The organism is Pseudomonas sp. S04 (assembly GCF_009834545.1).
In the GTDB taxonomy this organism is placed as follows: Bacteria; Pseudomonadota; Gammaproteobacteria; order Pseudomonadales; family Pseudomonadaceae; genus Aquipseudomonas.
Genome location: NZ_CP019427.1, coordinates 2246804 through 2265989, shown reverse-complemented (window position 1 = coordinate 2265989; position 19186 = coordinate 2246804). Strand labels below are relative to the sequence as shown.

Here is a 19186-nt window from a genome sequence, read left to right as displayed (position 1 = left end):
GAGCGATTATGAAATCGACAATCAAGTTGAAGGCAGCAATGCTGTCAGTGTGCATATTGCTGTTCATGATGATGGTGTGGCAGTTTGCAACTCAGCCCAACAAGCAAGACCTGAAGATCGCGCACGACGCTGAATACGCGATGCTGATGGGCAAGTCTGCAGATGGCGCTTCGAGCAGCGCAAATGGCGTTCCGACACCCGCTCAGTTTGCCGCGCTGGCTTACAAAAACCTGAGCGACCCTTTCTATGATCGCGGGCCCAATGACAAGGGGATCGGCATCCAGTTGGCGTACTCGCTCGCACGTGTTGGTGCAGGTTATTTCCTCGCCGCTCTGGTAGCGATACCTCTGGGATTCCTCATTGGAATGTCGCCATTGCTGTATCGCGCCCTGGATCCATTCATCCAGGTGCTCAAGCCCATTTCACCACTGGCCTGGATGCCGATTGCGCTTTACACCATCAAGGATTCGACCACGTCAGCGATTTTTGTCATTTTCATCTGTTCGGTCTGGCCGATGCTGATCAATACCGCATTCGGCGTGGCAGGTGTAAGAAGGGACTGGCTCAACGTCGCCCGTGTGCTTGAGGTGAGCCCGCTGCGCAAAGCCTTTCTGGTGATCCTCCCTGCCGCAGCGCCGACGATCATCACCGGCATGCGCATTTCCATGGGTATCGCCTGGCTGGTTATCGTCGCTGCGGAAATGCTGATCGGTGGGACAGGGATTGGCTATTTCGTCTGGAATCAATGGAACAACCTTTCACTGGGCAACGTCATCTTCGCCGTTTTAATGATTGGTGTGATCGGCATGCTCCTTGATCTCATGTTTGCTCGCCTGCAAAGGAAGGTCACTTATGCTGAATAATGAATCCAGTAACGCGCCTTTCATTAAGGTCGAAGGCCTGACCAAGCAATATCGTGCCGATCTGCCTCCGGTATTCGAGAACATCAATTTCGGCATTCAGAAGGGCGAATTTGTCTGCATCATCGGGCATTCCGGCTGCGGCAAGAGCACCATTCTCAATGTCATTGCCGGCCTGGAAGAAGCCACCAGCGGCGGTGTAATCATGGGAGGGAAAGAGATTTCAGGCCCCAGCCTTGATCGAGGCGTAGTGTTCCAGAGCCATGCGCTCCTCCCTTGGTTGACCGTGGAGGACAACATCGCCTTCGCCGTTCGCTCTCGCCATCCCGAATGGAACCGCAAACAAGTCCTGGAGCATGCAGCGAAATTCCTTGATCTTGTCGGGCTTAAATCCGCTGCGAAAAAGAAACCCAGTGAACTCTCTGGCGGCATGAAGCAGCGTGTAGGCATCGCCAGAGCATTTTCCGTCGAACCTAAAATGTTGTTGATGGATGAACCTTTCGGCGCGTTGGACGCGCTGACCCGAGGGGTGATTCAGGATGAACTGTTGAAGATCTGCGGGGCAACAAAACAGACCGTCTTCATGATCACCCACGATGTAGACGAGTCCATCCTGCTGGCCGACAAGATCATGCTGATGAGCAACGGCCCTCACGCCAAGGTCGCAGAGATAGTCATCAATACGCTACCGCGCGAGCGTAGCCGAGAGACTATCCATCATGACCCTCAGTTCTACCGGATTCGAAATCACCTGGTCGACTTCCTGGTTCGTCGCTCCAAAGAGATCCAGCAGTGCGGTTCTGCACAGAACAGTGAGCCATTGATTGTTCGCCCAGGCCTGGAGGAAAGCACGCCCCCTCCCGACCCCTCTAAAGCTCAGAAACCCAAAATAAGAATAGTTAACTGATCACTTAACGATGGCCAACCTCATTCCCCATGCTGCGCCAAAACCCGGCAAGGGGAATTTAACTCGCCTTGCTGCTCCTCGCACCCCGATAAAAGAAGATGGGTATGATTCTCGATTTTTTGTATGGTGCAGGCGTCGGTCTTGCACTCGGCATGACAGGCGGAGGCGGAGTTCTGGCTGTACCAGCGTTGATGATTGGGCTGGGTTACACCCTTCCCCAGGCTAAACCTGTCGCACTCATTGCCGTCGGTAGCGCGGCCTTCATTGGCTGTCTGGATGGTTTACGCAGAGGGTTGGTGAGGTACAAGGCCGCAGGGGTGATGGCCGTAGCTGGCACTTTATGCGCCCCGATTGGCTTATGGCTGGCGAAAAACCTCTCCATAACGACGTTGATGATTATCTTTTGCACGGTGCTTTTATTCATTTCAGCCAGAATGTTCAATCAGGCAGTTTCCCCCTGTAAACCTGAAACCAGGCAAGGCTCAAACCTGCTCTCGGCAAAATGCCTGGTGAACCCCTCTACGGGTCGGTTCAGGTGGACTAACCGGTGCTTCGCAAGCCTGTCATCAATCGGTGGCATCTCCGGGTTATTTAGCGGAATGCTGGGCCTGGGTGGCGGTTTCATAATCGTGCCCGGCGTTCGGCAATTCAGCAATCTCGGCATGCACGGGACTGTCGCTACGGCCTTGGCCGTTATCGCCTTCATTTCAGCCGGCACGGTAAGCGTATTCCTGATAACAGGCGGGGTCATAGAGCCCACGGCATGGCGCTTTATTGGGGCCGCCGTGGCTGGAATGCTGATCGGCCGCACACTGGCGCCAAAAGTATCGGGCAGCCTGCTGCAAATAGGGTTTTCTTTGCTGGTGTGCGCAGTGGGCGTGATGTTGCTGGTAAAGACATTGATGCCATATCTTCGCTGAGAGGTCACTGCATGCAAATGCTGGTCAAGACTTTTACCGATACGGTGACAGGCACCTTCAGCTATGTCGTCTACAGAGAAGGTCAGAAGGAGTGCGCGGTCATCGACCCAGTGCTGGGGTATGACTTCAGGTCAGGTAAAACCGACACAAAAGGTGCCGATGGAATCCTCGCTTTCATAGTCAGCCAAGGCCTGGAAGTCCAATGGCTGCTGGAAACCCATATGCATGCCGATCACTTGTCATCTTCGGCGTATATCCGCAGCAAGACAGGAGGAAAGATAGCGGCGAGCGAGAAAGTAAAAACCGTGCAAGCTGTCTTCGGAAAGATCTACAACTTTGAGCCTGAATATTACGAGGCCGACGGGCTGTTCGATTATTTCTTCAAGGACGATGAACACTTCGAAATAGCCGGCATGACAGCGATCGCAATGTATGTGCCAGGCCACACGCCTGCCGATGTCGCCTATGTTGTGAACAACCAGGCCGTCTTCGTTGGAGACACACTGTTCGCACCAGACTTGGGAACCGCCAGATGCGACTTCCCGGGCGGCGACGCAGAACAACTCTTCACGTCAGCCCAACGAATTCTCTCACTGCCAGCGGACACTCAACTCTATCTGTGCCATGACTATCCGCCAGAAGGACGAGAGCGGAAAAGTGTGGTTACCGTTCACGACCAACGCCTCCAGAACATCCATGTTCGCGAAGGCACAGATATCGCCACATTCGTGCAAGTGCGGGAGGCACGAGACGCAACTCTGGCTATGCCCAACCTGTTGTTGCCGTCACTCCAGGTAAACATCAGGGCAGGTATGCTCCCGGAGCCAGCCGAGAATGGCAAACGCTACCTGCGAATCCCTCTGGACGAGGACTAACGTTCATGCATAGCGTTCTCACGGCAGTGGCATCCGTCTGAAGCTTGACCAAGAGAGCGTCAGGGGCTCTCTCAAGCCCCGCTTTTCTCTCCGCTTTCCATCCTCAAGTTTTGCCCCGAACCGCATTCAGTTGTTCCGCGTGTAGCGCTGGGCAACTGCCTGACATCAGGCCGGAGTCGAACCCAGCGCCTGCTGCAAATCGTCGATCAGGTCTTCAATCGCCTCGATGCCTACCGACAGACGAATCATTTCTGGCTTCACCCCAGCCTTCGCTTGTTCCTGCTTGTTCATTTGCCGATGGGTAGTGGAAGCCGGATGGCAGGCAAGAGACTTAGCGTCACCGATATTGACCAGTCGCTTGAAGATTTGCAGAGCATCATAGAAGCGCACGCCTGCGTCATAACCGCCCTTCAAACCAAACGACAGAATCGCCGACGGTTTACCCTGCATGTATTTTTGCGCCAATGCGTGATGAGGATGGTCGGAGAGGCCGGCGTAGCTGACCCATTCCACTTCAGCATGGCTCTGCAGAAATTGCGCAACTTTCAGGGCATTGTCAGTGTGACGCTCCATGCGCAGCGCGAGCGTTTCTAAGCCTTGAAGCAGCAGGAACGCGTTCATGGGTGCCAGTGCCGCGCCTGTGTTGCGCAATGGCACTGTGCGCGCTCGCGCGATGAAGGCGGCGGGGCCGAACTTCTCGGTGTAGACCACACCGTGATATGCCGGCTCGGGTTGGTTGAGGCCGGGAAATTTTTCCGGGTATTGGGCCCAGGGGAAAGTGCCGCTGTCGACGATCGCTCCGCCCAGGGAGTTGCCGTGGCCGCCGATATATTTGGTCACCGAGTGCACGACAATGTCGGCGCCGAACTGGATCGGCTTGCACAGGATTGGCGTGGCCACGGTGTTGTCGACCATCAATGGCACGCCACGGGCGTGAGCGACCTGGGCCAGGGCTTCGAGGTCGATGATGTTACCCGCCGGATTGCCAATGCTTTCGCAGTATACCAGCTTGGTGTTGTCATCGATCAGTTCGGCGATGGCCTCGGCGGAGTCGTTGCGGGCGAAGCGCACATCGACGCCAAAGCTTGGCAGCAGATGGGCAAACAGGGTGTAGGTGCCGCCGTAGAGTTGCGGAGTGGTGACAATATTGTCACCGGCTCGGGTCAGGGTCTGGATCGCATAGTGGATCGCAGCGCTGCCAGCCGAGACGGCCAGGGCAGCTATACCACCTTCGAGGGCGGCCATCCGTTGCTCCAGCACATCGTTGGTAGGGTTCATGATCCGCGTGTAGATATTGCCGGGCACGTCCAGGTTGAACAGGTCGGCGCCGTGCTGGGCGTTATCGAATTCGAAGGCGACGTTCTGATAGATCGGCACGGCGACGGCCTTGGTGGTCGGATCCGACTTGAAACCGTGGTGCAGCGCGATGGTGGCGTCTTTCATGATTGTTACTGAGCTCCTTGAAGGTTGTCCCGGATTTTGTGGAAGCAGAATTTCTATTAAACCGACAATAGCTGATCTTCAAACGGGAACTTTAGCGATTTAAAAAAGCTTTTTCAGTCCCGGATCGGAATTGTCCGCTTTTTGCTGATGTTGTTAAGCACCCGATAAAACAGCTTCATCATCGTAACCTCAAGCCCAGGTCGCTGGTTCGGCAAAAAAAATGGCTGTTTTCCCCGCATTCTGACCGACGCCCTGACAGAGTTATCGCGAAAAAAACACCCATTTTGTAAACAATGTCAACAAAATGTCGACCTTGTCTCTCTACAACCATGAGTCGTTATTAAGCTAATTTTTTGATTCTATTAGCTTATTTTTTATTTATAAAGTTGGCATCTAACTTGCTAATCATCTGCTATCCATAAGGCAGCCCAGCTGCTGCGCGCCTACCCCGAGGAGTCAATATGTCCGAATCAACTACCGTCAAAGCCTACCTGCGTCCAATTGATCGTGATGGTCTGATGGCTTTCGCTGAAAAAGGTCGCAACAACCCATCCAACCAAGGTACCAACAAAGTCCATACTGTCATGCAGGGCATGTACCGCAGCCTAAGCTACGTCGGCCAGCATGAGGCAGTCGTCGTCGACGAACCTCTGCACCTGTTCGGCGAGGACACTGCACCTGCTCCGGGTGAAATCGTGTTGTCGGGTCTGGGCGGCTGCTTGGCTGTGGGCATCACCGCAGTCGCTACCTGGAAGCAAATCAAGCTGACCAAGCTGGAAATTTTCATGGAGGGGGATATCGGTAACCCTGCTGCCTGGGGTGCTGGCGGTTCAGAAAAGGAACCCGCGCAAATGGGCTTCCAGGACATCCGCGTAAAGGTATTGATTGAGGGCGATGCTACTCGCGAAGAGCTAAACGAAATCGTCAAGCACGCAAACTTCTATTCTCCAGTAGCAAACACTATGCGCAACCCGATCTCGTTCAGCATCGCGCTGGCTGACTAAACCCACTTATCCAGAGAAAATCCTGATGATCACATCTCGCGAAGAAGTCACGAAACTGATTGTTTCGGCGAAAGTTGGTAAAGGCCTCAAGTGGAGTCAGATTGCCGAGGCCGTGGGCATGTCCAAAGAATGGACTACAGCAGCTTGCCTGGGTCAGATGACTTTCGATAAAGCTCAGGCTGAAACCGTCGGCAAAATACTGGGCCTCCCTGATGAAGCGGTAGCGTGGTTGCAGATCGTGCCCTACAAAGGATCTCTGCCCACTTCCGTACCTGCAGATCCGTTGATCTACCGCTGGTACGAATTGGTCAATGTCTACGGCACCACCATCAAAGAACTCATCCATGAGGAATTTGGCGACGGCATCATGAGCGCCATAGACTTCAGCATGGATATTCAACGCCAGAACGATCCCAAGGGCGATCGGGTGAATGTAGTTCTTTCGGGTAAATTTCTGCCTTACAAAAGCTACTGATTATTCGCTAGCCAAACGCCTTCTCAAGAAATTGCGAAGGCGTTTTTTTGGTGCCGCTCATGGTCGAGCATTCTATCGGGGCGACTTTATGACAACCGACCAAAACAATGAAGTGATGAATGATCTGCGTCGATACTCCCTCCAGCCTGTGCTCTCTACTTTCAAAGGCGCGATCGTTGCAATTGACTGCCTATCTGCAACGGCATGAACAACGGGTCGACGGTAACCGCTTCGAATTGCGTCACAACGACACCTTGTTCAGCATGAATAGCCAGTGGTCTGCCGGCTTCGATTACTCGGTAAACCAGCAGAAGCTCTACGCGAAAGGAAGGCCTCGACGTATGAGGTCATGAAGAGTTGTGCGGCGTGAAAGCAATACTAAGCTTGACCAATATTTCCGGAAGGTGATGAGCCTGGTAGGTAACAGCATCTGTACCCCATAGAAAAACCTAACTACTAGCCGGGCCCCACTGGCTCGAAACATCGGCTATAGGAAAATGGCTCTACACGGCACCCACTGCTGGACATTGCCTCTTTCGATGGAATTGGCGTATTCGTTCTGGATCATAGTTTATGGCAGTCCCGAAGGTCGCCATGGAATCGTCATAACGCCTATTTTTTGGACTCCCATTCCTACTCGTGGGAACTCCCCTTTCATCTGCGCAAGTCGCTTTAGTGAGTCCTTGCAAATCCTACCAACTGGATGGTAGGCTTTGCATCGAGTTCACAACTCTTTCCGCAACCTAATAGGGCATCGCGCCCAAGTGAGTATCCCATGCAAGATTGGAAGCAAACTCGTAAAGACATCACCACCCGCTTGGTGCAACTCAATGGCCTGTCACCGGAGACCATGAAAGGTGTGACTTCGTTGGGCAATGCCGGAGCAAAAACAAACCATCTTGACGCCAAAACTCGTGAACTGATTTCGCTCGCTGTAGCGGTGACCACCCGCTGTGACGGCTGCATTGCTTTCCACGCTGCTGAGGCCAAAAAGCTAGGTGTAACAACTGAAGAGGTCTCAGAAGCTTTGGGCGTAGCGATCAACATGAACGCTGGTGCTGCATTGGTTTACAGCACTCACGTTTTGGATGCATTCGACAAGTCTTAATACACGGCAGTGCGGAAATATCAGTAAAATTGGAAGCCTAGCCTTCCCGCCCCGCCAATCAACTGCAAGAAGTTTCTCAAGCCCTACAGGCTGTCCCGCACGCCATTAGCCAACCGCTCGTTGTGCTGATGGCCTGTTGAGGAGAATGAAAATCACCTGCGATTTTGACCTTTATATCATTAGCGCCGGTTCCGGTGGTGTACGGGCTACTCGCTTTGCGGCCGGTTTTGACGCGAAAGTGGCTGCCGCTGCATGGGCGGCACCTATGTGAACCTCGGCTGCGTCCCGAAGAAGTTGCTGATCTACGGCGCACACTTCTGAGCATGCGCCCCCTTCAGCTTCGATTGGTCGAACGCGGTTCATCCTTCCGACAACTGCTGGAAAGAACGCGTATGAGCGAAGCATTGGAAGGCCTAGCTGACGCCGAGCTACCACTTGTGATACTGGCAGAAAGACTGGGCCATACAGAGCCCTGCGCGTTTTCGCATGTTGTCCAGAGCTACTTCGTTAAAGTGGTCGCGGTAGGGACGGCAGTTACCTGCCGGCCCCGCACAGATCTGAACCTAACTCTGACTCGGCTGGCCCAAGAGCATTTTCCTGCCCTGAAGGTAAGGTGCGCTCGCGATATGGGTAACATCATTGCCCTACGCCAAATAGGCATGGAGGCAGTCGAGCGGGAGACTTTTGAGAGCGCTTTGTCCCTTGGAAGTAAAGCGCTGGAAAAACTGGGCGTCGGGCACCATGAAGCCCGTGAGCGCGCGGATCGATTCCGTCGCCTGAATCTGGAGATGCTGAGGAAATGGTCACGCAGCCCTCGGATGAGACCGAGTTCTAGCACGACGCCTACAAACGGGCCAACGCCCTACTAACGGAAATCTTCAATGAAGATACAGCTTATCTGATCAATAGCTGGCCGGAGCAAAGTCGAGCCAAGGCGGAGAAGAAAAATAGCCAGCGAAAATCGAAAGAATTAAAGCCATTCAAATCGACCTACAAAACGTCCTTTAAACCAGCCAAGATTGCTATCTTCAAAGCGGCAAGCGATCGAGAGCCGGCCAGAACCAAACGTAACCGCCCTTCGTGAAAAATCACCAAGGATGGCACTGATCGTATGCCGTACATCTGGGAAATCGTCGGCGAAACCGCCACATCAATTTTCCCGAAGGCAGCGCGAGAATACAGCTTGCCTGCGAGGTCGTGAAAGACCGGCTTCATTACCTGGCATGGCTTGCACCAAGACGCCGAAAACAGTACGACGCTGCTGCCTTTTGCAACAAATCTGGCGAACTGTTCGGCTCTCAAGTCTACGATACGGCTCATTTGCACCTCATCCACAACGCTACTTCAAGTTTAGAGATAGCAGCACCACAGGTGCTGCGAAGTCTCTAGCATCAATTACATCCATCAAGACCACAGACTTGACCACTGAACGACTCATCCTCACCCGTTGATTCCAAATACATTTGATTCAATGCTTGGAGAAAAGCCTCTTGGGGCTGAGCTCCCGAAACTGAAAACGAATTGTTGAAAACAAAAAAAGGAACGCCTGAGCCGAATTGGGCCGCCGCGCGCTCGTCCTGTTGCATCTGAAAGCGCAGATCTTGGGATGACCACGCGAGTACAACTGACTCATCAGATACCCCTACAGACTTTGCTATCGCCTCTAAACTTTTCCTGTCAAAGAGCGATTTACCCTGAGTGGTACTTTGCTCATAGAGCGCTTCCACCAAGTATTTTTTCAGGGTTTCATCTTCGACTGCTTTGACTAATACGTGCGCATCCGCAGTATCACCAAACAGCATGGTTTCGAAACGATAATCAAGTCCCGAAGATTGGCCATATTGCTTCACCGCACTCATCATAGTTACAGCAGAGACCGGACTACCCAATTTACGTTTTAGGGCTCCAACCATAGGCTCAGCAACATGGTTCGGGGCAAGACGATACGCTCTTACATTGACTTGAACACTGTCTTTGTACGGGAAGCTTGCAAGCGCATTTTCGAAACGACGCTTCGCCACCCAGCACCAAGGACAGACGTAATCAGACCAAATATCAACTACAAATTTTTTAGAAACGCAGCTCATAAATCACTCGACATTGAAAGAAATTGAAGACATTGCTACCTATTGAGCAGAAGCCAAGAGACTGATCTAAAATCAACCTATATGGTAGCGACCAGAATATTTTAGTATATGACACCACTTCAAAACTGATCGCTCTAGCCACTTAATCAAATAGTTAAACCCTACCAAGCGCTCAACTGATCTGCCTATTGTCCATTCAATGAGACTTACACCTTCTAACGCGCTCAACAGCATGAACACGTAGTCTTCAGGTGGCATAGGCTAACCACGCGTTTTTTCAGAGCTGCCTCGCTGATGGCTTTCTCCAGCCATTCAAGTTGTGCCTCGAGAAAGCCTCTAGTAAGCATAATCGTAGCCCAACCATTTCTTCTGCCAGCGCGCCACACAACGGTAGAAGCTCTTCACTCACACTAATGCTGAACAGGCAGTAAAACGCTCGAAGTCGCACTAGCGGATCCTGATCAGCATCTTCGATTAACCTTAAGGTAGACTGGAAGCGGCTGATAGAGTGCTTGATTAACGCCTGACCGAGACGCTCTTTGGTAGGGAAGTGATGATGAATACTGGCTTTTCTAATGCCAATCTTCGCGGCCAAATCAGCATAACTAAATGCTGAGTATCCTCTAGACCTCATCTGGTTTTCTGCGACTTTTAGCAGCGCTACTCTAGTAGTAATCGACACTGAAATCTCCAGCGGCCAGGTTTCAGCCGCGCTACACCAGAAGCTGGCTAGATGCTGCCAGTTGGGCCGAGTAAATGGCCTTTGGTAATCGTTCTAACCATTGCACTTCCCAGCACTTTTGGTGATGGAACGGAAGTCGACTTAGGCGATTGCCATCAAACAGCATTAGCTGAAGTTAGGCACGAACGGCCATGATTCCAGCATCCACGTCCCAGATAGCGCCGGTCACCCAAGACGCTTTACCCGACAGCAAGAACACAATGGTGTTGGTAGAATCTGCCGGAACACCGACTCGCCCTGGGCGGAAATCGTTCAGCGACTTCACCGCTCCTGGAATCGCCTCTTTGTCCATGAACCCTTCATAGATCGAGGTGTGAACGATCCCTTATGAGACGGCGTTGACGCGGATACCCGAGTGAGCCAATTCAATAGCCAGATTGCGTGTCAGCGCATCCAAACGTACCTTCACCATGGAGTAGGCAGAGGAACCAGCGAATGCAGCATGTGCACTGATAGAGCCGACACTCCCAATTGAGCACCCATACCACTGGTGCCACCGCCGACAAGCAGTTTTTTTGTTGAAAAAACTGCTCATTTCGTACTCCATCGAATTATTAGGCCAAAAGTTGCAACGCCAGTAGTGCTTTGCCCACTGGCGCTCTTAAGGCTTTAAAGATGCGAGGCCCGATGATTATCAGTCCTCACGAACCTCGAGGGTCGGCACCATACGGATGGCTTTCGAGAAGTTTGCGTAGTTGACCGACGTCTTAATCACATTTTTATGCAGTTCTTCCACGCGCTCACGAGGTGCGTCGGTGTGCAGGCGAATCATGACGCTCACTTCGTCGTACCCTGGGTTGACGCTATCATCGAGGCCCAAGAAACCACGCAGGTCAAGGGTACCGTCCGTCTCAATTTCCAGACTGTGGATCTTGATACCCATCATGGCGGCGTTGGCCGCATAACCTACCGACATACAGGCGTTCAGCGCCGCCATCAGCAGCTCTTGAGGGTTTGGGGCGGAATTCTGACCTAACAGTTCATTAGGCTCATCGGCGACGATTTCGAAATCACGGGGGTAGGTTTCACCGGCCAAGCTGTAGCGGCTGACTTTCGCCACAGAGCGAGTCTGGCCTTTCCACTGGGTCTTGACGTTGAAGCTCGCGTGACGCTTGCTCGCATCCTCAGCAACACCTTGAGCAAACTGCTGCAGAGCGGCCACGTCAATACCATTCAGATTATTTGTCATTAAAAAGTCCTCTATGGAACGCATTTTTGCGGTTGGATGAATATTCTACACAATCACCCTACCAACTGGATGGCTTGTTTGCAAGAGGATTTTCTTTGATCTCGTTATCCAGCCCACGTATTAACTGATGAATCACTTCTCAACCCCTGCTAAACGTAGCTCATAGCGAAGTACCGCTTGTCCGAACGGACAGACGGAGATACACCAGGAAAGGCGTATATGCACAGAAATTTTATTCTGCAGGATTGGACCAGTTGCTGAAGCAGACTGCGAAAGGTAGAAATGAGAAGCCCACCTAATAGGATGGGCAAATACAACGTGTTCAGAAAATGTTCACTACTGAAATGTCGGTAAGCTGGTCTAAACCGTGATTACGAAACGATAATACCGTTCAATATCAAATCGAACCCAGACTGGTCAAAAACTGTCTCACTCAGCGCCCAAGACACAAAACTGCTGCCCTCAAGCAAGCTCAATATCGCCCGTGAAACCGCCTTGGGATTGACATCCGCCTTTATAACGTTTTCGGACTGACCCAATACGAGATTACTCTCCAACCATGCAAGATGGATTTCAAAAAATTTCCTAGTCAGCTCCTTAAGACTGTCCGGCAGAGCAGAAAGCTCAGCAGCGAGCGCACCACATAGGGGTAACATTCCATTTTTTGAGCTATCAACGAACAACTTACAAAACTCGTTCAACCGAACTACCGTATCGGAATTTTCTTCATTTATCAATTCTAGGTTCTTCTCAAATCTAAAAAGATAACTCTCAATAACGGCAATTCCAAGCCCTTCTTTTGTAGGGAAGTGATGATGAATACTCGCCTTTTTTATACCAATTTCGTCAGCCAAATCGGCATAGCTAAATGCAGCGTACCCTTTGGTGCGTAGCAATAGCTCGGCAGTGGTTAAAAGGTCAGAACGAGTACTCATAAATCTTACCTTGAATTTTTGATACATGCATATTAACTGCATCACAGAAACGGTTCAACTCAAAGCGATGAGAGCACGTCATAAACCGTGCTCTCATCGCCATTTAGCTAGACTCCTACACGATTCGAGCCATCCTCAATCTCTTCCGAGCGCACGGCTTTGGAACGGACGGCCTTCGCCCAACCCAGCATTAATGCTCCAGCGACTAACGGTATAGATAGAACAGTATATGTCCCATTAGGATAATCGAAACCCAATAGTACCAGCACTACGAGCAAGAAACCCAAGGTCAACCAAGAGGTAAACGGAGCGCCTGGCATTCTAAATGAGACCATATCGGCTTCACCTCTCTTTACCGCACGGCGGTACATTATTTGAGAAAGTACAATGAATGCCCATGTGGAAAGAATCCCCAGAGATACTAGATTAAGCAGAAGCTCAAATAGCTGGGACGGAATTAGAAAATTCAATAGTACGCCAAATACGTTGATCCCCATAGTAACCAAGATCCCCATATAGGGAACACCTTGGGTGCTCATACGTTTAAACATCTTTGGAGCAGAGCCCCCCATAGCTAGCGATCTCAATACTCGCCCAGTTGCGTACAAACCAGAGTTTAGACTAGAGAGCGCCGCAGTCATTACCACAATATTCATAACGGAGCCAATGCCAGGAATTCCCAACGCTTCAAAGAAAGTTACAAAAGGGCTGACATTAGCGCTGTAGGCCGTCCACGGCAATACAGTGACTAGCAAGAATACTGAGCCCACATAAAAAAGCCCTATCCTCCAAACCACGCCATTAATTGCTTTGGGAATGACACTTTTAGCATCTGCCGTCTCACCAGCAGCGGTTCCTACCAACTCAATACTCGCATAAGCAAAAATTACACCTTGCACGATAATGATTGCCGGCAGAAGGCCATGAGGGAAAATGCCCCCATTATCAGAGATCAAATGCAGACCCGGGATGTGCCCTGCCACCTCGTGGCCAGTAGCAAAGAAGAACGAGCCGACCACCAAGAAAATACTGATAGCTGCCACCTTAATAACAGCAAACCAAAACTCCATTTCCCCAAACCACTTGACACCGACCATATTCATCAATGTCACCACACCCAAAGCGCTAAGCGCGAATATCCACTGTGGGACATCCGAAAAAACGCTCCAGTATTTCATGTATATTGCAATAGCTGTGATGTCCACTACGCCTGTTAATGCCCAAACCAAGAAATACATCCATCCCGCTACAAAAGAGGCGCGTTCCCCCATAAACTCTCTAGTATAAGATACAAAACTCCCGCTGCTAGGACGGTGCATCACTAACTCGCCCAACGCTCTCAATATGAAAAAAGCAAAAACCCCACACACCAAATACACTACTGCAAGTGCAGGCCCGGCAATTTGAAGCCTTGCCCCTGCTCCCAAGAACAAACCAGTGCCGATAGCTCCACCTAATGCCATCATCTGCACATGACGTTTTTTAAGATGTTTTGAGTAGCCACTCTCATGAGAATCAAGCCAGTTCGACTTTTCTTTCAATTCGCTATCACACTGAACTGCTAAAACGGGCTGTACCTTTTGCTTTTTCATACTTCACCAAAACGATTAATTTGCAGTTGTTTTTTTTATCTCTTGCAAACTTAAATCTTTCTTCCCAGTCCCAAAGAGAAGTCATAAAGAGAGCGCCGTGCCCAATGCTATTACGGACATTAGGCATCACTCCAGGAATGTCCTAGCTCCCATAAGCACCGCTATTCGGTCGACCAAGAGCGAAATCTCTAGGCACTGAAAACCTACCATCCACTTGGTAGCCTTGCAACATATTTTTATATGATTCGCGCAACGAACTGTTTTTAAACGGCTTTTTTCACATGCCAACCTAGTAGTAGACTTTTAAGAAAAATAGGATTTTAATCTCGGCGACGCGCGGAAAAACACGCGACGAGCCCTCCACTACGCAAGAAACGGAAGCCAGTATGAAAAAATATAAAACCGTGCAGACCCTACTCGCCCACGCTTCTATCGAGCCCAATCAGCATCATGGCTTCGTGAATACACCGGTTTACCGGGGCTCCACGGTGGCTTTTCCTACGTCCGAATCCATGCGTGAGGGACGCCAAAAATATGCGTACGGCCGGTGGAATAACCCTTCGACGGAGGCATTGACTCTGGCCCTCCAGCAGTTGGAGGGGGCGGAAGGCACAGTTCTTTGTCCTTCAGGGCTCTCGGCTTGTACGACTGCCATACTGTCGGTGGTGGGGGCAGGAGATCACCTACTAATTGCCGACAACGTATATTCGCCGATAAGGGCTTTTTGTGAGCAGGTGGGTCGACGCCTTGGAATCGAGGTCTCATTTTACGACCCGACAATAGGTGCCGAAATCGTAGACTTCCTCAAGCCAAACACTAAAGCAATCTATACAGAATCACCTGGCTCCTTGACTCTGGAAATACAGGACATTCCTGCAATAGCCAAGGTTGCTCATGATCACAACATCCTGGTTATTGCAGACAACACTTGGGGTACCCCGCTTTACTTTCCGTCACTGGAACTTGGTGTCGATCTGTCCGTCATGGCAGCCACGAAATATATCGTCGGCCACTCCGATGCGGTTCTTGGCACTGTATCAGCCTCCAAGCGTGCGTGGGATAGCCTCAAACGATACCACTTCAACATGGGATTGTTTGCGAGTCCGGATGACGTAACCCTGGCGCTCCGAGGTATGAGGACGCTAGATGTTCGACTGGAGCGTCATTACAAAAACGCTATGATGGTCGCCAAGTGGCTGGAGACACGCGAGGAAGTGGAAGCGGTTTATTATCCTGCATTAGAGTCTCACCCTCAGCACCAATTATGGAAAAGGGATTTTAAAGGTGCGTCAGGCTTACTCTCCTTCGTTACCAAACCTTCCACACAAGCAGCCGCAGATGCACTCTTGGATAGCCTTTCATTGTTTTCAATTGGCTACTCTTGGGGAGGCTTTGAAAGCTTGGCGATGATTGCAGATCCCAACCCTGTTAGAAGTGCAACGTCCTGGGAGGTTGACGGGCACCTTGTGCGGCTGCATATTGGTCTTGAAGACCCATCTGATCTGATCGAAGACTTAGAACAAGGCTTTGCGAATTTCAACATATTACGCGGCCAATTAAAGTAAACTGACTAAATGCACAGCTCTTAATTGGGCTGTGCTTACTTTGCCGCCCGATCGCGGCATCTCAAGTTCAACACCTTCGACACTCCTCATCGATAAGACTCATTTATCTCCGTCTATAACCTGAATCCGACGATAAAGCCTTCTCACTAACCCCCAACTCATTGGCTAAATCTGCTCGTGCCCCCTCGAACACATTAAGCACTTAGGGCGCTAGTTTTCCGCCATAGAGAAACTCCGCCAAGAAAACTTTTCCACGCTCAACCGTCAGAGGGCAGGAACCATAGCCGTTAAACACAGCTTGATACAGCTTCATTCCCAGGTTAACCAAGACGTTGTGCTACGACAGGAGCTTGTTCGCGTGTGGCCGCCATGGTTTTTTTGTGGTATCGATCACGTCACCTAGCGCCCAGACATTGGGAAATTTTCGATGAGCCAAGGATATAAAGCAACAACTATCATATCGTCGATTTGAATCGTGGCTGCGCCGTTAGGCTTACACATGGCGCAGCGCATTCCTAACAAGCCTCTCGCACTCGTCTTTTCGTTGGTGCTGATGTACACAAGCGTGCGCATGTTGCGCTATGCAAGTCGGGAAATCCGTAATGGCGGTTCAGCTCCGCGACGCGAGGTTTTACCCTGCGTACTTAATCCGGCAAAGGGCCGGTTACGTTGGACGTTGCCGTGTGCTCGAGTATTGGCGTTAACCGGTTTCATGTTGGGCTTGCTGGGTGTCGGTGGAGGATTTGTCATCATCCCGGCCCTGACGCCCTACATCAACCTGGAAATGAAAAGCATTGTCGCTGCGTCTCTTGCGGTGATTGCCTTGGTTTCAATCGGCGGAGTGGCTGCGGCGGCGATTAGCAGCGTAATGTATTGGCAAGCGGGGGTGCCGTTCGCCGGCGGTGCGGTTAAAGGATTAATCGCGGGAAGGCAGCTAGCTCATAAGCTGGCCGTTCCTCGTTTACAGCAGGCGTTCTCATTCGTTGGAATGGGCGCCGCTATCATGCTGGCAGTCAGCGTACTGGGGTTCCATGTATAATTCTTAACTAAGTTCGATAGCATAAATGGTTCATACCCTTGTCGCCGATGTCACCGAAGCGCCTGACCAGCATGTCTTTGGAACACAGTTCTGAAAGACTATCTTCCTGGTGGATTTCTTGGTGAGCTTCCCTTTGTTACCAGATGAGTCCTCATTTTTCGTCTCGCTACCTATTTTTGCTTTAGACATGTCCCTCGCACGTGGCCTTCAGGGGGCGAATGTGACAACGGTTAGCCTACCGACTACACGGTAGTCTATTAATAGACCTGAACGAACCAGCTCCGAAGTAGAACAGAGTGAGATTGCTTCGCCGCACATAACGCACGCCCAGCAGAAGCAGGAGCGTTAATTAAAATGAACATCGTTGGCTCAACCTTGAACTGCACTCACCCCTTGCGGCGCCGCCGCAGTCATCGAGCCTGCGGTTCTGAGTCAGCGACCGGCTCGGAAAGCGGACTATCCGACACGTGCGGTGCCGTTTGGCACTCTGACGATTGATTTTTTAGGTCATCACTGGAACACTCAATACCGACCGATCAGTACAATTCAGACATTGGTCGCTGGCAAATTTGTTGATCAGGAGAACAAGAATGAACAATGACTCAACAGACGATAAAAATGAGATACCCACTTCATTGCCCCGTAGGGACTTCCTAAGCAGAACAAGCACGATTGTAGGAACAGCGGCCCTCGGAGCAGCTTTTGCACCCCTTGTGCGGGCTGTAGAACCCTCACTGACTACTACGGTTGGCGGCAAGCCGTTAGAGGTACCTACCTGGACAAAGTCTTTAGGAGGCCCAACCGCTGTGGCCTACGGTAAACCCTCCAAGTTTGAGACTGGTGCGGTACGCAGCTTATATCCAGGGCTAAAGGAGCCCATGTCGGCGTATAGCACCTCTCCTCTACAGGAATTAGACGGAATTATCACGCCCAATGGCCTTTTCTATGAGCGCAATCACGCAGGCGTGCCAGAGATCGATCCTGCGAATCACCAGTTGGTCATCCATGGACTGACGAACGAAGCTCTTCTCTTCACTGTGGATGAGATAAGACAGTTCCCATCTGTTTCACGCATACACTTCATCGAATGCTCGGGAAACCCCTCATTTTTGCCACCATGGGGTAAAACTGCGGCTGAGGTTGCTGGCTTGGTGAGCTGCGCGGAATGGACTGGCGTGCCCTTGAAAACACTGCTGGAAGAAGCAGGACTCAAGCCTGAGGCGAAATGGGTAATTGCTGAGGGGGCGGATGGGGCAGCCATGACACGCAGCATTCCGATCGAGAAATGCCTGGATGACGTAATGGTGGTGTACAGCCAGAACGGTGAAAGGCTACGACCTGAGCAAGGGTACCCCTTGAGATTATTAGTACCAGGTTATGAAGGCAACACGCACATTAAGTGGTTACGGCGCTTACATGTAACCGATGCTCCTGCTTATAGCCGTGAAGAAACGGCTAAATACACCGACCTCATGGCAGATGGGCGCTCAAGGAAATTCTCATTTGTGATGGAGTGCAAGTCGCTCATCACGTCCCCTTCAGGCACTCATAAGCTCACGCGCAAAGGTCTCCATGAAATGCGGGGCATCGCTTGGAGCGGAAACGGAAAAATCACGCGAGTTGATGTATCCATCGACGGCGGGCGTAACTGGTACGAAGCGAAACTCCAAGAACCTGTACTCAACAAATCTTTGACGGCGTTCCGCGCCCCTTTTGAGTGGTCAGGAGCGGAAATGGTCATCATGAGCCGCGCTATTGATGAGACGGGATACGTTCAACCAAGCCTTGAGCAACTGAAGAAAGTGCGAGGAGAGGTCTCTTTCTATCACAACAATGCTACCCAGCCTTGGCGAATCAACTCCAATGGGGAGGTGACAAATGGCCGGTCATAAATTCATAACCATGAAATTGGGGGTATTAAGTATTTGCGTCGCTGCCAGTGCGGCTGCTGACCAAAAACATGGCTTGGGACATCCCGTGACAGAGGCACAAATCGCAAGTTGGAATATAGACGTTGCCCCCGATGGTAAGAACCTGCCCTCCGGTCAAGGAACTGTCATAGAGGGAGAGAAGATTTATCAAACAACCTGTCTTGCCTGTCATGGCGTCAACCTCGAGGGCGGAATGGGGCCAGCGCTAATGGGCGGGAAAGGCACCCTTACCTCTCAGAAACCGATGAAAACCGTCGGCAGTTATTGGCCCTACGCGACAACATTATTCGACTACGTCAGGCGCGCTATGCCGTTCCAACAACCTCAATCGTTGAGTAATGATCAGGTGTACTCGGTGGTTGGTTATATTTTGAACAAAAACGAGTTGCTGGAAGTGAACGCCACGGTTAATGCAGACACCCTGACAAAGGTCAAAATGCCAAATCGAGACGCATTCTACGTAGATGATAGACCAGACGTGAAAGTAACCGCCTGCTATAAGGATTGTAAGTAA

Annotated in this window: 19 protein-coding genes and 4 pseudogenes; 13 read left to right on the top strand and 10 right to left on the bottom strand. The window is 51.1% G+C overall.

The window, feature by feature from the left end; genetic code table 11:
- The first annotated feature begins 8 nt into the window (after positions 1 to 8).
- The 4 genes from ntrB (at position 9) to PspS04_RS10225 (ending at position 3562) form a co-directional block, all read left to right on the top strand.
- Complete coding sequence (ntrB, locus tag PspS04_RS10240) at positions 9 to 863, top strand: nitrate ABC transporter permease (protein ID WP_159994974.1); 855 nt, start codon at positions 9 to 11, stop codon at positions 861 to 863.
- Complete coding sequence (locus PspS04_RS10235) at positions 853 to 1767, top strand: ABC transporter ATP-binding protein (RefSeq protein ID WP_159994972.1); 915 nt, start codon at positions 853 to 855, stop codon at positions 1765 to 1767. The genes ntrB and PspS04_RS10235 overlap by 11 nt, the downstream gene beginning before the upstream one ends.
- A gap of 104 nt (positions 1768 to 1871) precedes the next feature.
- Positions 1872 to 2687, top strand: coding sequence for a sulfite exporter TauE/SafE family protein (locus PspS04_RS10230; protein WP_159994970.1), 816 nt, complete (start codon positions 1872 to 1874; stop codon positions 2685 to 2687).
- An 11-nt stretch (positions 2688 to 2698) separates the two neighbouring features.
- On the top strand, positions 2699 to 3562 hold the full coding sequence (locus tag PspS04_RS10225) for an MBL fold metallo-hydrolase (protein WP_159994968.1): 864 nt from the start codon (positions 2699 to 2701) through the stop codon (positions 3560 to 3562).
- A gap of 165 nt (positions 3563 to 3727) precedes the next feature.
- Here the strand turns inward: PspS04_RS10225 and PspS04_RS10220 are convergent, their stop codons facing one another.
- Complete coding sequence (locus tag PspS04_RS10220; RefSeq protein ID WP_159994966.1) at positions 3728 to 5005, bottom strand: O-acetylhomoserine aminocarboxypropyltransferase/cysteine synthase family protein; 1278 nt, start codon at positions 5003 to 5005, stop codon at positions 3728 to 3730.
- Positions 5006 to 5466: 461 nt separating this feature from the next.
- Here PspS04_RS10220 and PspS04_RS10215 point away from each other — a divergent pair, with 461 nt between their 5' ends.
- The 5 genes and pseudogenes from PspS04_RS10215 to PspS04_RS27735 all read left to right on the top strand — a co-directional run.
- Positions 5467 to 6009, top strand: a complete 543-nt coding sequence (locus PspS04_RS10215; protein ID WP_159994964.1) for an OsmC family protein — start codon at positions 5467 to 5469, stop codon at positions 6007 to 6009.
- 25 nt (positions 6010 to 6034) lie between these two features.
- Positions 6035 to 6484, top strand: coding sequence for a cyanase (gene cynS / locus PspS04_RS10210; protein WP_159994962.1), 450 nt, complete (start codon positions 6035 to 6037; stop codon positions 6482 to 6484).
- 775 nt (positions 6485 to 7259) lie between these two features.
- Positions 7260 to 7592 (top strand): carboxymuconolactone decarboxylase family protein, encoded by a 333-nt coding sequence (locus PspS04_RS10205; protein WP_137204872.1) that lies wholly within the window; start codon positions 7260 to 7262, stop codon positions 7590 to 7592.
- A 151-nt stretch (positions 7593 to 7743) separates the two neighbouring features.
- Positions 7744 to 7910, top strand: a pseudogene (locus PspS04_RS10200) (glutathione-disulfide reductase); the annotation flags it as partial.
- A gap of 242 nt (positions 7911 to 8152) precedes the next feature.
- A pseudogene (locus tag PspS04_RS27735) lies at positions 8153 to 8535 on the top strand (glutathione-regulated potassium-efflux system protein KefC); the annotation flags it as partial.
- A gap of 47 nt (positions 8536 to 8582) precedes the next feature.
- Here the strand turns inward: PspS04_RS27735 and PspS04_RS10190 are convergent.
- From PspS04_RS10190 to PspS04_RS10160, 8 genes are all read right to left on the bottom strand, one after another.
- Positions 8583 to 8912 carry a thioredoxin family protein gene (locus PspS04_RS10190; RefSeq protein WP_159994960.1) on the bottom strand — a complete coding sequence of 110 codons (330 nt, stop codon included), beginning with the start codon at positions 8910 to 8912 and terminating at the stop codon, positions 8583 to 8585.
- Positions 8913 to 8983: 71 nt separating this feature from the next.
- On the bottom strand, positions 8984 to 9679 hold the full coding sequence (locus tag PspS04_RS10185) for a DsbA family oxidoreductase (RefSeq protein ID WP_159994958.1): 696 nt from the start codon (positions 9677 to 9679) through the stop codon (positions 8984 to 8986).
- 277 nt (positions 9680 to 9956) lie between these two features.
- On the bottom strand, positions 9957 to 10313 hold the full coding sequence (locus PspS04_RS27730) for a TetR/AcrR family transcriptional regulator (protein ID WP_237235006.1): 357 nt from the start codon (positions 10311 to 10313) through the stop codon (positions 9957 to 9959).
- 223 nt (positions 10314 to 10536) lie between these two features.
- Entirely contained in the window at positions 10537 to 10713 is a 177-nt protein-coding gene (locus PspS04_RS28085; RefSeq protein ID WP_237234982.1) for a hypothetical protein, read from the bottom strand.
- Between the two features lie 33 nt (positions 10714 to 10746).
- Entirely contained in the window at positions 10747 to 10968 is a 222-nt protein-coding gene (locus PspS04_RS28080) for an SDR family oxidoreductase (RefSeq protein WP_257792322.1), read from the bottom strand.
- 87 nt (positions 10969 to 11055) lie between these two features.
- Entirely contained in the window at positions 11056 to 11610 is a 555-nt protein-coding gene (locus PspS04_RS10170; RefSeq protein ID WP_159994956.1) for an OsmC family protein, read from the bottom strand.
- Positions 11611 to 11981: 371 nt separating this feature from the next.
- Entirely contained in the window at positions 11982 to 12545 is a 564-nt protein-coding gene (locus PspS04_RS10165; protein ID WP_159994954.1) for a TetR/AcrR family transcriptional regulator, read from the bottom strand.
- 107 nt (positions 12546 to 12652) lie between these two features.
- Positions 12653 to 14137: an amino acid permease gene (locus PspS04_RS10160; protein ID WP_159994952.1), complete on the bottom strand. Its 1485-nt coding sequence runs from the start codon at positions 14135 to 14137 to the stop codon at positions 12653 to 12655.
- A 386-nt stretch (positions 14138 to 14523) separates the two neighbouring features.
- Between PspS04_RS10160 and metC the strand changes: the two genes are divergently transcribed.
- A complete protein-coding gene (metC, locus tag PspS04_RS10155; protein WP_154852089.1) occupies positions 14524 to 15702 on the top strand; it encodes a cystathionine beta-lyase in 1179 nt (392 codons plus the stop codon).
- A gap of 205 nt (positions 15703 to 15907) precedes the next feature.
- Here metC and PspS04_RS27715 read toward each other — a convergent pair.
- Positions 15908 to 16141: pseudogene (locus tag PspS04_RS27715) on the bottom strand (NAD(FAD)-dependent dehydrogenase); the annotation flags it as partial.
- A gap of 33 nt (positions 16142 to 16174) precedes the next feature.
- On the opposite strand from PspS04_RS27715, the pseudogene PspS04_RS10150 reads away from it, so the two are divergent.
- The 3 genes and pseudogenes from PspS04_RS10150 to PspS04_RS10140 form a co-directional block, all read left to right on the top strand.
- Positions 16175 to 16741: pseudogene (locus PspS04_RS10150) on the top strand (TSUP family transporter); the annotation flags it as partial.
- 590 nt (positions 16742 to 17331) lie between these two features.
- Positions 17332 to 18633, top strand: a complete 1302-nt coding sequence (gene soxC, locus PspS04_RS10145; protein ID WP_150763588.1) for a sulfite dehydrogenase — start codon at positions 17332 to 17334, stop codon at positions 18631 to 18633.
- Entirely contained in the window at positions 18620 to 19186 is a 567-nt protein-coding gene (locus tag PspS04_RS10140; RefSeq protein WP_150763587.1) for a c-type cytochrome, read from the top strand. The genes soxC and PspS04_RS10140 overlap by 14 nt, the downstream gene beginning before the upstream one ends.